8 protein-coding genes and 1 tRNA gene are annotated in these 14,028 nt (G+C 72.9%); 7 read left to right on the plus strand and 2 right to left on the minus strand.

From position 1 onward, the window contains the following. The first annotated feature begins 44 nt into the window (after positions 1 to 44). Positions 45 to 1,703 (plus strand): long-chain fatty acid--CoA ligase, encoded by a 1,659-nt coding sequence (locus ACIOC0_RS09935; RefSeq protein ID WP_402154206.1) that lies wholly within the window; start codon positions 45 to 47, stop codon positions 1,701 to 1,703. Positions 1,704 to 1,885: 182 nt separating this feature from the next. Here the strand turns inward: ACIOC0_RS09935 and ACIOC0_RS09940 are convergent, their stop codons facing one another. Beyond that, positions 1,886 to 6,616 carry a PAS domain-containing protein gene (locus ACIOC0_RS09940; protein WP_402154208.1) on the minus strand — a complete coding sequence of 1,577 codons (4,731 nt, stop codon included), beginning with the start codon at positions 6,614 to 6,616 and terminating at the stop codon, positions 1,886 to 1,888. A gap of 216 nt (positions 6,617 to 6,832) precedes the next feature. After that, positions 6,833 to 7,372 (minus strand): SSI family serine proteinase inhibitor, encoded by a 540-nt coding sequence (locus ACIOC0_RS09945; protein WP_402154210.1) that lies wholly within the window; start codon positions 7,370 to 7,372, stop codon positions 6,833 to 6,835. A 156-nt stretch (positions 7,373 to 7,528) separates the two neighbouring features. On the opposite strand from ACIOC0_RS09945, the gene ACIOC0_RS09950 reads away from it, so the two are divergent. The 6 genes from ACIOC0_RS09950 to ACIOC0_RS09975 all read left to right on the plus strand — a co-directional run bounded on the left by ACIOC0_RS09950 (position 7,529) and on the right by ACIOC0_RS09975 (position 13,978). Continuing rightward, positions 7,529 to 7,619: transfer RNA gene (locus tag ACIOC0_RS09950), tRNA-Ser, on the plus strand. 742 nt (positions 7,620 to 8,361) lie between these two features. Further along, complete coding sequence (locus ACIOC0_RS09955; RefSeq protein ID WP_402154211.1) at positions 8,362 to 8,799, plus strand: hypothetical protein; 438 nt, start codon at positions 8,362 to 8,364, stop codon at positions 8,797 to 8,799. A 406-nt stretch (positions 8,800 to 9,205) separates the two neighbouring features. Continuing rightward, positions 9,206 to 10,012 (plus strand): SDR family oxidoreductase, encoded by an 807-nt coding sequence (locus tag ACIOC0_RS09960; RefSeq protein ID WP_402154213.1) that lies wholly within the window; start codon positions 9,206 to 9,208, stop codon positions 10,010 to 10,012. Positions 10,013 to 10,018: 6 nt separating this feature from the next. Next, positions 10,019 to 11,359 carry an NAD(P)/FAD-dependent oxidoreductase gene (locus ACIOC0_RS09965; RefSeq protein WP_402154215.1) on the plus strand — a complete coding sequence of 447 codons (1,341 nt, stop codon included), beginning with the start codon at positions 10,019 to 10,021 and terminating at the stop codon, positions 11,357 to 11,359. 91 nt (positions 11,360 to 11,450) lie between these two features. After that, a complete protein-coding gene (locus ACIOC0_RS09970) occupies positions 11,451 to 12,938 on the plus strand; it encodes a cytochrome ubiquinol oxidase subunit I (RefSeq protein WP_402154217.1) in 1,488 nt (495 codons plus the stop codon). After that, positions 12,938 to 13,978, plus strand: coding sequence for a cytochrome d ubiquinol oxidase subunit II (locus ACIOC0_RS09975; RefSeq protein ID WP_402154219.1), 1,041 nt, complete (start codon positions 12,938 to 12,940; stop codon positions 13,976 to 13,978). The genes ACIOC0_RS09970 and ACIOC0_RS09975 overlap by 1 nt, the downstream gene beginning before the upstream one ends. Positions 13,979 to 14,028 lie beyond the last annotated feature (50 nt).

The raw sequence follows: 14,028 nt of genomic DNA on the forward strand, positions 1-14,028 counted from the left end.
GTGCACGCCGTCGCGACGTGGCGACGACCACCGGGAGGTTTGCCGTGCAAGGTCTCATGCAAGACGTTCCCCTCACGATCAGCCGGATTCTCGAACATGGCCGACGCGTTCACGGCCGGTCGACGGTGACGACGTGGACAGGTGAGGCCGAACCCCAGCGCCGCACGTTCGCCGAGATCGGCGACCGCGCCGCACAGCTCGCCAACGCCCTACGCGATGACCTCGGAGTGACCGAGGGAAGTGTTTTGGGGACGTTGATGTGGAACAACGCCGAACACGTCGAGGCCTACTTCGCGATCCCCTCGATGGGCGCCGTCCTCCACACGCTGAACCTGCGTCTGCCCGCCGAGCAGCTCACCTGGATCGTCAACCACGCCGCCGACAAGGTCGTGATCGCCAACGGCTCGCTGCTGCCGCTGCTGGCCCCGCTGCTCCCGCACCTCAAGACGGTCGAGCACGTGGTCGTCACCGGCCCCGGCGACCGCTCCCTCCTCGCCGGCGCGAGCGTCCGGGTCCACGAGTACGAGGACCTGATCGCCGGCAAGCCCACCGCCTACGACTGGCCCGAGCTGGACGAACGCCAGGCCGCCGCCATGTGCTACACCTCCGGCACCACGGGCGACCCCAAGGGCGTGATCTACAGCCACCGCTCCATCTACCTGCACTCCATGCAGGTCAACATGGCCCAGTCGATGGGCCTCACCGACCAGGACACCTCGCTCGTCGTGGTCCCGCAGTTCCATGTCAACGCCTGGGGCGTGCCGCACGCCACGTTCATGACCGGCATCAACATGCTGATGCCGGACCGCTTCCTCCAGCCCGGCCCGCTCGCCGAGATGATCGAGAGCGAGAAGCCGACCCACGCGGCCGCCGTCCCCACCATCTGGCAGGGTCTGCTGGCCGAGCTCACCGCCAAGCCGCGCGACGTCTCCTCCCTCACCCAGGTCACCATCGGCGGCTCCGCGTGTCCGCCCTCCCTGATGACGGCCTTCGACAACCTGGGCATGCGGGTCTGCCACGCCTGGGGCATGACGGAGACCTCCCCGCTCGGCACCATCGCCCGCCCGCCGGCCGCCGCGGTCGGCACCGACGAGGAGTTGGCCTACCGCCTCACCCAGGGCCGCTTCCCGGCCAGCGTCGAGGCCCGCCTCACCGGCCCCGGCGGCGCACGCCTCGCCTGGGACGGCGAGTCCGCGGGCGAGCTGGAGGTGCGCGGCCCGTGGATCGCCGGCGCCTACTACAACGGACCCGACGCCGAACCCCTGCGCCCCGCCGACAAGTTCAGCGAGGACGGCTGGCTCAAGACCGGTGACGTCGGCATCATCTCCCCCGAGGGCTTCCTCACCCTCACCGACCGCGCCAAGGACGTCATCAAGTCCGGCGGCGAGTGGATCTCGTCGGTGGACCTGGAGAACGCGCTGATGTCCCACCCGGACGTCGCCGAGGCCGCCGTGGTCGCGGTCCCGGACGCCAAGTGGGGCGAGCGCCCGCTGGCCACGGTCGTCCTCAGGGAGGGCGCCACCGCCGACTTCGAGAGCCTGCGCGCCTTCCTCGCCGAAGAGGGCAAGATCGCCAAGTGGCAGCTCCCGGAGCGCTGGACGATCGTCGAGACGGTCCCGAAGACGAGCGTGGGCAAGTTCGACAAGAAGAAGATTCGCGAAGCGCACAGGTCGGGTCAGCTGGACGTCACCACTCTCAGCTGACCTCAACAGCAGTCACGAGCCCCCGACCCGGTAAGTCGGGGGCTCCTGTCGTGCGCTTGCCCGAGTCGGGCCGGTGAGGCCGCACGCGTGTTGTGTGCCGGGCCGGGCACATCGCGCGCCGAAGGGGGGCGGTGGACCGACGGGACCGCCCCGCACCCCTTCGGAGGGCGGGGCGGCGGGCGTCAGTTGGTGCCGATGCGGGCCAGCAGGTCGACGATCCGGTCCTGGACCTCCGCGCTGGTGGACCGTTCCGCGAGGAACAGCACCGTCTCGCCGGACGCCAGCCGCGGCAGGTCGGCCTGGTCGACGGCGGCGGTGTAGACGACCAGCGGGGTGCGGTTGAGCTGCTGGTTGGCCCGGAGCCAGTCGACGATCCCGGCCCGCCCGCGGTGCACCTGCATCAGGTCCATCACCACCAGGTTCGGCCGCAGCTGCGAGGCCAGGGTGACCGCGTCCGCGTCGCTCGCCGCCCGGGCCACCTGCATTCCGCGCCGCTCCAGCGTCGAGGTCAGCGCCAGCGCGATCTCCGCGTGCTCCTCGATGAGCAGCACCCGCGGCGGATGCTGCTCGCTGTCACGCGGGGCGAGCGCCTTCAGCAGAACGGCGGGATCGGCACCGTACGCCGCCTCGCGCGTCGCCTGTCCGAGACCGGCCGTCACCAGCACCGGCACCTCGGCAGCCACCGCCGCCTGACGCAGCGACTGGAGCGCGGTGCGCGTGATGGGACCGGTCAGCGGGTCGACGAACAGCGCGGCCGGGAAGGCGGCGATCTGCGCGTCGACCTCCTCGCGGGAGTGCACGATGACCGGACGGTACCCGCGGTCGCTGAGCGCCTGCTGGGTGCTGACGTCCGGGGCCGGCCAGACCAGCAGCCGACGCGGGTTGTCCAGGGGCTCCGGCGGCAGTTCGTCGTCCAGCGGCTGCGGACGCGGCGGGTCCGCCACCTCGACGGCCCCGCCCGGCCCGTCGAGCGGCTCGGGCCCCTCGGCGGCGTTCTCGTCCGGGGCGCCTATGGCGTACGACCGCCCGATCCCCTCGGTCCCGGGCGCGAGCCGCGTCTGCCCGGCCATCGACTGTCCGGGCATCGACTGTCCGGGCAGCGACTGTCCGGGCAGCGGCTGTCCGGGCAGCGGCTGTCCGGCCATCGACTGCCCGGGCAGCGGCTGGCCCGCGAGGGACGGCTGCGGCGCGGGCGCGGCCTGCGGAGCGGTGGCCGGCGCCTGGGGCACGGGGGCCTGCGCCCCGGCGGGCTGCTCGTTCTGCGGGTGCGGACGTGCCGTCTGCTCCGGTCGCGCGGCCGGGTCGGGCGGCGTGCCCAGCTTGCGGCGGCGGCCGGAACCGCCCGGCGCGTTCGGCGCGGGCGTGCCCGAGGGCTGGAGCGGCTGCGGCACCTGACGCGCCGCCTGCTGGACCTGGGCGGCCTGCCGGGTGAACGGCACGCCCTGGCCGAGCGTCCGGACGCTGATCGCGCGTCCCTGCGTGGAGTTGGGGTCCTCGGGCCGGGCGGCGGTCTCCGCCGGCAGCGGCTGCGCGACCCGCGGCTGGGCCACGGCGGCCTCCGGCGGCAACGGGGTGCCGGTGCTCGGAGTGGGCGTCGGCGCCGCCTCGTTCACAGGAGCGGGGGCCGGTGCCTGGGCGGGAGCCGGGGCCGTCTGGACCGGGAGCGGCTGCCCCGGCGCGGCGGCCTGTCCGGCCGCGGCGGCGGGTGCGGCGGCGGGCTGCCCGGGGGCGGGCGGTTGCGCGGGAGCCGGCCGGCCGGGGTTCGGCTGACCCGGATCGGCCTGACCTGCCGTGCCCTGCACGGGTGCGGCGACCCCCGGCTGCCGCCCGGCCGGATCCGGCTGGACCTGTGCGACGGGCTGCCCTGCGGCCGGCGCGGACGCCCCGCCGTTCTCCTGCGCCTGAGCCTGCGCGGGTACGGCACCGGGCGGCACAGCGCCGGGCGCCGCGGCGGCCTCCGCCGCCGGCTGACCCACGGCACGCCTACGACGTCCCGTGGGCGCGCTCGTCGGATGCGGCTGGGGAGGCGTGTGGTCGTCGGCCTGGTCGAGCGGGGCGGTGTCATGGCGTGCGTGTTCGAGCAGGGCGTCCTCGGACGTGCCCTGCGCCGGAACCTGAGCCGGCGTCGGCTGCTGGACCGCCTGAGCGGGCGCCGGGACCTGCTGTCCCGCTACGGGAACCGGGATCGGCCCCGGCTGCCCGGGCGCGGGGATCCGCACCGACTGCCCCGGCACGGGGACCTGCTGCCCCGGCACGGGGACCTGCTGCCCCGGCACAGGGATCTGCTGACCCGGCACCGGAACCTGCTGGCCCGCGGCAGGAACCGGAACCACAGGAACCGGAACCGGCATGGGCATCGGCATGGGCATGGGCGCCGGCTGCGCGTCGGGCCCCGGCACCTGTCCCACGGCCTGTGCTCCCGCACCGCCGCCGGCTCCCGCGACCGCTCCTGCAGCCCCCTCGGCTCCGGCGGCGGCCTCAACCCCGGCGGTCGCCTCGTCCTCGGCCGGCCGGTCCGCCTCGGCCGGGGGCAGGGCGAACACCGTGCGGGGCGCGGCCTCCTGCGCGGCGGCGCGCTCGTTCGCGGCGGCCAGGGCGCGCCGACGGCGTCCGGTCGGCTGCGCGCCGCCGCCCTCGCCGTCCGCCGCCTCGCCCGGCGCGGGCGCTCCCGCCACCGCCGGCAGGGCGGGCGGCAGGGCGTGCTGTTCGTCGCCGCCGCGCCGCGCACGGCGTCCGGCGGGCGCGGGCACGCCCTGCGGCGGAACGGTGCCGCCGAGCCCCGTGCCCGAGGCCGCGGTCCCGGCCGCGTGCTCGGCGGCCGTGACGACCGCGCCCTCCGAGACACCGGAACCGGTGCCCGGGGCGGCGTTCTCCGCGTCGACGCCCGCGGGCTCGGCCGGCCGTCCGCGTCGCCGCCCGGTGCCCCCGGAGGCGTCCGTCTGCTCCTCCGGCGTCTCGGCCTGCGGCTCCTCGGCGGCCGGCCCCCGCCGGCGCCGCCGTCCGGTCGGCGTGGCGGCCTCCGCCTCGCCGTCGTCCGCGGCCGCGCCGGGAAGGTCGCTCTCCAGGAAGGCGTCCACGGACCGCCGGGCCCGCCGCCGCCCCGCGCCGGAACCCGGCGCGCCCGCGGCCATGCCGTCGGGGGCCACCGCCTCCAGCGCTCCCGCGCCCGCCGCCATGCCTTCGTGCCCCGCCTGCGCGGGCAGCGCGAGCGCGGAGCCCACGGGGGCGGCCGGGGCGGCGGCGACCGCGCCGGCCCCGCCGCCCAACGGGACTTCGAGGACGTAGGCGTTGCCGCTCATGCCCGGCACTTCGTGGGTCTGGAGCACACCGCCGTGCGCCCGCACGATCCCGCGCACGATCGGCTCGTGCACCGGGTCGCCGCCCGCGTACGGCCCGCGCACCTCGATCCGGACGACCTCGCCGCGCTGGGCGGCCGCCACGACGACCGTGTTGTCCATGTAACCGCCCGTCGAGACGGGCGCGTTGCCGGTGGCGTCGACGCCGGCGACGTCGGCCACCAGGTGCGCGAGCGCGGTCGCGAGGAGCCGCGCGTCGACCTCGGCCTCGATGGGCGGCGCGTGCACGGCGAACTGCACCCGCCCCGGTCCGACGAGTTCGACGGCCCCGTCCACACCCGCGGCGACCACGGCGTCGAGCATCACCTTCGTACGGCTGACCCCCTCGCCGCCGGCGTCGAGCCGCTGGTAGCCGAGGACGTTGTCGATGAGGGTGGTGATGCGCGCGTACCCGGCCGACAGGTGGTGCAGCACCTGGTTGGCCTCGGGCCACAGTTGCCCGGCGTCGTCGGCGGCGAGCGCGGACAGCTCACGGCGCAGTTCGTCCAGCGGCCCGCGCAGCGAACGGCCGAGCAGGGTCAGGAGTTGCTCGTGCCGGGCGGCGAGGGCCTCGTAGCGGTCCTTCTCCCGCTCGCCCAGCGCGGCGTAGCGCTCCTCGCCGGCGGCGAGTTCCTCCTCGTGCTTGTCGCGCAGCTCCTCCAGCTCGGCGACGTGCTGCTGGCGCAGCGCGGTGAGATCGGAGGCGTGCTCCTCGGAGAGCTTCTCCAGCGCCTCCTCGTGCCGCTTCTCGACTGCGGCCTTCTCCTCGGCGAGCGAGTCGAACGGCCGGCGGTCGGTGAAGGTCATGACGGCGCCGACGAGCTGGTCGCCGTCGCGCACGGGCGCGGTCGTCAGGTCGACGGAGACCTTGTCCCCGCTATTGGACCACAGCACCTGGCCGCGCACCCGGTGCTTGCGCCCGGAGCGCAGGGTGTCGGCGAGCGGCGACTCGTCGTACGGGAACGGCGTACCGTCCGTGCGCGAGTGCAGGACGAGGGCGTGCAGCTCCTTGCCGCCGAGGTCGCTCGCCCGGTAGCCGAGGATCTGGGCGGCGGCGGGGTTGACGAGCACGATCCGCCCGTCGGTGTCCGTGCCGACGACGCCCTCGGCGGCGGCCCGAAGGATCATCTCGGTCTGCCGCTGCGAGCGCGCGAGTTCGGCCTCGGTGTCGACGGTGCCCGACAGGTCGCGTACGACGAGCATCAGCAGCTCGTCGCCGGCGTAGCCCTGGTTGTCGTAGGCCTGCTGGGCGTTCTCCAGGTTGGCGCTGGTGACCTCGACGGGGAATTCGGTGCCGTCGGTGCGCCGGGCGACCATCCTGGTCGGCTTGGTGCGTCCGCGCGGATCCATGTGGTCGGGGCGTCGCATGGAGCCGGGGATGAGCTTGGAGTCGAACTGCGGAAGCAGATCGAGCAGCCCCCGTCCGACGAGGGCGGTCCCGGGAGCCTCGAAGGCCTCCAGCGCGATGGTGTTCGCGTTGACGACGGTCCCGTTCGCGTTGACCAGCACCAACGCGTCGGGAAGGGCGTCCAGTATGGCTGCGAGGCGAGCAGCGCCTCGGGATGGCCTGCTGCTCACGAGTCGCTTCCTCCCTGTTACCGCACCTTGCCGACCGCTCGGGCCATCTTGCCAACCGTCCCGCAGCGTGTCACGCGAGGGAGTCTAAGGGCTCGGGCCGGGCTGCCGGTGCCGGATGCGAGGGAGCTCGCACGACGAAGTGACGGAGAACGTGTGACCGCCCCCGACGACTGCGCGTGACCTCCCCGCGACGTCCACACCCCGCCCCGCCCTCCGTCACGGAACCCGGCCGCCCGCCCCACCCGCCCCGTCGGCCATCGCGGGCGTCTGCCCGCCCACCGCGGGCAGCAGCGGTACGAAGCGGTCCCACCGCTCGATGCGGCAGCCGTCGGCGCGGTCGAAGGTCGCGTCGACCGGACGGCCGGCCCAGCGGCCGGTGACATGGGCGGTGGCGGGGCCGCCGTACAGCATGGTGCACACGCTGTCGTCCGGGACGGGGGCGAAGGTGTCCGTCCCCCACCGGGCGTTTTGCTCCAGCGCCCGGCACGCCTCCGAGGGGTCCGGGTGAGTGCCGCCCGCGGGATGGCAGTACAGCTCGAACGTCCCGTCCGCTCCCTCGCCCGCGTCGCGCACGGTGACGGTGAGGTGATCGCCGAACACCCGGTCGTCGTCAGGCGGAGGCGGCGGCACGAGGGGCCCGGCGGAGGCGGCGAAGGCGGCGGACGAGGTGACGGAGACGGCGAGGACGAGGGCGGTGACGGCGAGGCGCCGGAGCGGCGCGCGCTGTGACACGACTCGTGAGATGACCTGCGGCATGACCTGACCAACGCGACCGGCGCGCGGACGTTGCGCCGCCCAATGGCTTTGCCCTGCGACCCGCCTGCCTAGTACCGTGGAGGCCGATTGGTGACACGACGCTCGACTGTGTCATCATCTGCACGCACCACTCGCACACGAGCGAGCGGCTGTGCTGGAGGCGTCGCCTAGTCCGGTCTATGGCGCCGCACTGCTAATGCGGTTTGGGCTTTACGGCCCATCGAGGGTTCAAATCCCTCCGCCTCCGCCCTCTGACCAGGGAGTTCGGCTGATTTCGACTGGACTCCCTGAGTCGCGTTCAGGGCCATTTCCAACCCCCTGACGGCACGGTGACGGCACCAACGGCTGAGAGTGGTGCAGCGGGCACTTCTGCGGCCTGTCCCGAGGCCCGGTCCGCACGCGGGATGAACGCCGCGATCCGGCGCGTGGCGTCCGCCGCCATCTCCTCGGCGACGACCGCGTACTCCCGTACCAGGGCGCGCGGAGCCCGTGGTGGAGCGACGCGTAGAGCACCCGCCCGGAGGCCCGCTCGACGGTGGCCAGGAGGGCACGGCGGTTGGTCAGCCACGGCGCGATGATCGGCCGCCGCCGGCAGTCGACGACGCCCGGCGCGGGCAGGTCGGGGTTGTCCACAGGACGCGGCGGCTCCTGTGGATCCTCGACGGCCGGGACCTCAGCGCCGTCCTTGACGAGCGGCACCGGGATCTCCCCGGCGTCGATGAGGCGGGGTCTCCGGCATCTCCTCCGGGGCGTAGACGTCGGCCGGGTCCGGCGCGGCGGTCGGCTCCTGCTGCGTCTGGTCGGCGACGAGGGGGGCCGGGGCGATGACCCAGCGGATCGGCTGAGCTGGGCACACGGGTCGCCGTCGGGCGAAGCGGATCATGCTCGGACGAACCCCAGCCCACTGCTTCTGAACGCGCGCCGTCAGACCTCACCCCAGCGGCTCATCATCTCTTGCGGCACCCCGGGCCCAGCAGTGGAGTGGAGGCATGCAGCCCGAGCCCTCCGCCCAGGAAGACCACCCCAAGCCACCGCTGGAGCGGTCGCACTGGGTGGCCTTCGCGGCGATCCTGCTGCTTCTGAGCGGCCTGTTCGACATCATCAACGGCTTCGTCGCCCTGCTGGACAACGGCTACTACGAAACGACCTACGACCACGGCCAACGCCTCCTCATCCTCAATTACGACGCCTGGGGCTGGATCTGGATCGTCGTGGGCATCGCCCAGGTCCTGGCGGGCGTGGGCGTGCTCGTGGGGTCTCGGGCGGCACGGCTCACCGGGATCGTGCTGGCCTCGGCCTGCCTGGTGGGCCAGCTGATGTTCCTGTCCGCGTTCCCGTGGTGGTCGGTCGTCACCATGGCCCTGTCCGTGCTCGTCATCTTCGGCCTGGTCGCCGAACCGCGGCACGTCCCGGGCATGCGGGTCTGACACCTGTGGCCGCCGGCCCGAGGCGGAAGACACGGGGGACATCCGGCGTGTGGAACGAGTCGAGGAGGGTGGCCGGCGGGTGGCCGCATCCGATGGCGGCCAGGGGGCGCCCGCCCGCCCGCGCGTACGACCGGAGGAGTGTCTGGGAGGGGCCGGGGCGGCTCGTAGTCCGACGGTGTGACATGCCCAGCCGAATCGCCCTCCCCTGGCGCGCCGGTCTGTCTCGCCCGCGAAGCAAGGTGCTTTCGTCTGGTGGCCGGGCGCACGACGGCTCCTGGGGCTGTCCTGGCGGGCCGGCCGACTCCCGGCTTTGTCATGCGCGTCGCGCGTTCTCGGCGGGCGTGCCGTCCGAAAAGCCAAAGGAGAGATCGTGGTGGCAGGAAACGTCAAGGAGAGCCGCGGGAAAATGCCCGCGCAGCTTCTCAGGGGCCAGAAGGCGCTGGTGACCGGTGCCAACTCGGGCATCGGCTTGGCGACCGCCATTGCTCTGGGCCGGGCCGGAGCGGACGTCGTGGTGAACTACGTCGTCGGTGCGCACGAGGCAGAGAACGTCGTCAAGGAGATCGAGGGCTTCGGGGTCCGCGCCTACGCCCACGAGGCCGACGTGTCCGACGAGGACCAGGTGACGGCCATGGTCGCGCGGATGGTCGAGGAGTTCGGCACCATCGACATCATGGTGGCCAACGCGGGCCTCCAGCGGGACGCAGCGGTGACGGAGATGACGCTCGCCCAGTGGCAGAAGGTCATCGACGTCAACCTGACCGGCCAGTTCCTGTGCGCGCGGGAGGCCGCCAAGGAGTTCATGCGGCGCGGCGTGGTGGAGGAGGTCTCCCGTTCGGCCGGGAAGATCATCTGTATGAGTTCGGTGCACCAGATCGTCCCGTGGTCGGGGCACGTGAACTACGCCTCCTCCAAGGGCGGTGTGGGCATGCTGATGCAGACCCTCGCCCAGGAGCTGGCCCCCAAGCGGATCAGGGTGAACGCGGTCGCGCCGGGTGCCATCCGCACGCCGATCAACCGCGACGCCTGGTCCACCCCCGAGGCCGAGGCCGAACTGCTGCGCCTCATCCCGTACCGCCGCGTGGGCGACCCGGAGGACATCGCCAACGCCGTCGTCGCCATGGCGTCCGACCTGCTCGACTACGTCGTCGGCACCACCCTCTACGTCGACGGCGGCATGACTCTCTTCCCCGGCTTCGCCACCGGGGGCTGATCCCCGATGCAGGATCACATCACGCCCCGCCGGGTGGTGATCCTCGGCGGGGGCTTCGCCGGATTGTTCGCCGCCCGTGCCCTGCGGAAGTCACCGGTGGCGGTGACCGTGGTCGACCGGCGTGCCCACCACCTCTTCCAGCCGCTGCTCTATCAGTGCGCCTCCGGGATCCTGTCCGAGGGGCAGATCGCGCAACCGCTCCGCCGGGTCCTTCGGCGCCATCACAATGTGAGGTGCGTGCTCGCCGAGGCCACCGACGTGGATGTCGGCGCCCGGTTGGTGCACGCCCGCCGGCCCGGGGGCGGCATCGTCCAGCTGCCCTACGACGATCTGATCGTCGCGGTGGGCATGCGCCAGTCCTACTTCGGGCACGACGAGTTCGCCGCGCACGCCCCCGGCATGAAGACCTTGGACGACGCGCTGGACATCCGCCGACGGATCTACCGGGCGTTCGAGATGGCCGAAACGGCGGCGAACGACCGGGAACGGCAGCAGTGGCTCACCTTCGCGCTCGTCGGCGGTGGGCCGACCGGTGTCGAACTCGCCGGACAGATCCGGGAGATCGCCGGACACGCGCTCGACCGGGAGTTCCAGAGGATCGATTCCGCCAAGGCCAGGGTCCTGCTTTTCGAGGGGTCCGACGCGGTGCTGGGTGCGTTCGGCCCTCCGCTGGCTCACCGTGCGGCCCGGACCCTGCGGAACCTCGGTGTCGAACTCCACCTGGGCACGATGGTCACCGACATCGACGTGCACGGCCTGACGGTACGAGACCACGCGGGCGGGACCACCCGGTTCGGCGCCCGCACCGTGCTGTGGACCGCGGGCGTCGAGGCCCCGCCGATCGCCGCCGCACTGGCCCGGGCGACCGGCGCCGAACAGGACCGGGCCGGACGCATCCTCGTCGAACCCGACCTCAGCATCCCCGGTCATCCGGAGATCCGCGTCACCGGCGACGTGATGAGCCTGAACAGGCTGCCCGGACTGGCCGAGGTCGCCATGCAGTCGGGCGCGTACGCCGGCCGGAGCGTGCGCCACGCCGTCGAGGGCAGGACGAAGCAGCCGAAGCCCTTCAAGTACGTGGATCTCGGCAGCGCCGCCTACATCGCCCGTGGCCGGGCCGTCGTCAAGGCCGGACCGTTGCACATGTCGGGCCTCACCGGCTGGCTGGCCTGGCTCTTCATCCACCTGGCGTTCCTCACCGGCTTCCGCAGCAGGCTGGGCGCGGTGCTCAGTTGGTCCGTCGCCTTCGCCAACGGCTCGCGCCGCGAACGCGCCTTCACCATGCCCGACACGGACGCTTCGGCCGCCCGGGCGCCCGGGCGGAAGCCGCCCCCGCCGCCTCCCTGAGCTCGGGCACGCCGGCCGATTCCTCCACGGGCACCCTCCGCATCCTGTCCCTCCTCAGCCCATCTCCGCAGGGCAGACCATCGAGGCGCACATGCTCAGTACAGCCGTTCTTCTGGCGAACGACGCCCCGGCCCAGCTCCTGCCGGCTCGCGAACTGATGGCCTTCACTCTGGCCTCGCACATCCTGTTGGTCCCGTTCGGGGTGGCACTGCCGTTCATCACGCTGCTGATGCACCACCGGGGGCTGCGCCGCAACGATCCCGTCGCCCTCAAGCTTGCCCGGCGCTGGTCGGCGGTGATGGCGGTCCAGTTCGCCGTCGGCATCGTCACCGGCACCGTGCTGTCCTTCGAGTTCGGGCTGCTGTGGCCCGGCATGATGGGCCGCTGGGGCGATGTCTTCGGCCTCGGGTTCGGCGTCGAGGCATGGGCGTTCTTCCTCGAGGCCGTCCTGATCGCGATCTATCTCTACGGGTGGCGCCGGCTCAAGCCCTGGACCCACTTCTGGCTCGCCGTACCGCTGCCGCTGGCCGCCCTGATGGGAGCGTTCGGCATCATCGCGGCCAACTCCTGGATGAACACCCCGCAGGGGTTCCGCCTGGACGCCCAGGGCAGACCCGTCGACGTCGACGTCCGGCAGGCGATCTTCACACCGATGTTCGGCCCGGAGTACTGGCACTTCGTGGTCGCGATGCTCCTGACCGCCGGCTACGTGGTCGCCGGTGTGTACGCGGTCGGTTGGCTGCGGGGGCGGCGTGACCGCTACCACCGGCTCGGCTTCACCGTGCCGTTCACGGTTGCCGCGATCCTCACTCCGGTCCAGTTCATGCTCGGCGACTCCGCCGCTCGCTCGGTCTTCCACAAGCAGCCGATCAAGTTCGCCGCCATGGAGATCGTCTGGAAGACCGACACCCACGTACCGGAGTACATCTTCGGGCGGCTGCATCCCGACGGGACGACGTCCGGCGGTCTCAAGATCCCCCAGCTGGACTCGATCCTCGCCGGCTTCAGTCCGGACACCAAGGTGACGGGCCTGTCGTCGGTCGCGGCGAGCGACCGCCCGACGGCGACTCAGGCCACCATCGTCCACTGGGCCTTCGACATCATGGCCACCATCGGCAGCGTGCTGATCCTGCTCGCGCTCTGGTACGCCTGGTGCTGGTGGCGGCATCGGGACAACCCCCGCAGCCGCTGGTTCTACCGCTGCGCCGCGCTCGCGGGAGTCGCCTGCCTGGTCACCGTCGAGTGCGGGTGGATCACCACGGAGGTCGGTCGTCAGCCCTGGATCGTCTACAACCACATGAGGGTCTCGGAGGCGGTGACCAGCACAGGCGCCGGATCGCTGTGGACGATGCTCGGCATCGTCATCGTCGTGTATGTGGCCGTGTTCGGCGCGTTCCTCGCGGTGGTCCTGAAGATGCGCACCCGCTGGCGCATCGCCGACGAGGGTGCGGCCGTCGCACGCGCCGAGCTGCCGCCGGAGACCGACACTCCGTACGGGCCCAGAAGCGAGCCCGAGCCCACCAGCGCCGGGGCCGCGCCCGACGGCGGGTCCGGCCACACCTCCGGCGGTGCGTCGTAATGGCCGAGTTCATCGCATGGGTGCTGGTGATCGTGATCGCCGCCTACGCCTGCGCCGGAGGCACCGACTACGGGGCGGGCTTCTGGGACCTCCTGGCCGGCGGCGCGGAGCGCGGCAAGCGGCCCCGCTGGCTCATCGATCACGCCATGGCACCGGTCTGGGAGGTCAACAACGTCTGGCTGATCTTCGTCCTGGTGATCATGTGGACCGGCTTCCCGACGATGTTCCAGGCCGTCTTCTCCGCGATGTGGCTGCCGCTCGCCCTCGCAGCCGTCGGCCTGGTCCTGCGCGGCGCCGGGTTCGCCCTGCGCAAGCCGACCCGCCGCCTGGCCCAACAACGGGTGTACGGCGCGATGTTCGCCGTCTCGTCGCTGGTGACGCCGTTCTTCCTCGGGGCCGTGCTCGGCGGCATCGCCTCCGGTCGGGTCGAGGTCGGCACGACGGCCTCCGCGGACGCCTGGGCCAATGGCACCTCCGTCCTCGTGGGACTGCTGGCCATCGCCGCCACCGCGTTCCTCGGAGCGGTCTTCCTCTGCTCCGACGCCCTGCGGTTCGGCGCCGACGACCTCGTCGACTACTTCCGTCTGCGCGCGATGCTCGCCTTCGCCGCGGTCGTCGTCCTCGCCCTCATCGGTCTGCCCGTCACCCACGACGACGCCCGGTACGTCTGGGAGGGCCTCACCGGGGGGCTGGGACTGCTGCTGATCATTCTGGCCGCGGTGGCCGGTCTGGCCACGGTGCTGCTGCTGTGGCGCCGATCCTTCGGCTGGTCCCGCTACACCTCGGTGGCGAGCGTCGCCCTGACCGTCGGCGCCTGGGGCTTCGCGCAGCGGCCCTACGTGCTTCCCACCTCGCTGACCGTGGCGGAGGCGGCCGGCGCCGCGCACACCCTGCGCTGGCTGATGATCGTCACGGGCATCGCGATCGTGCTGGTCGGTCCGGCGCTGGTGCTGCTCTACCGGCTCGACACCATGGGTGAGCTGGAGGAGCTCACCGACGCCGACACCGGGGCCGCCAGAACACCCGGGGACAACGTGTAGCGGCGCAGCGCCGGTTCGCGCAACGAGCAACGGCGGCGGGTGGCACGCCC

Source organism: Streptomyces sp. NPDC088254 (assembly GCF_044740925.1).
Lineage (GTDB): Bacteria > Actinomycetota > Actinomycetes > Streptomycetales > Streptomycetaceae > Streptomyces.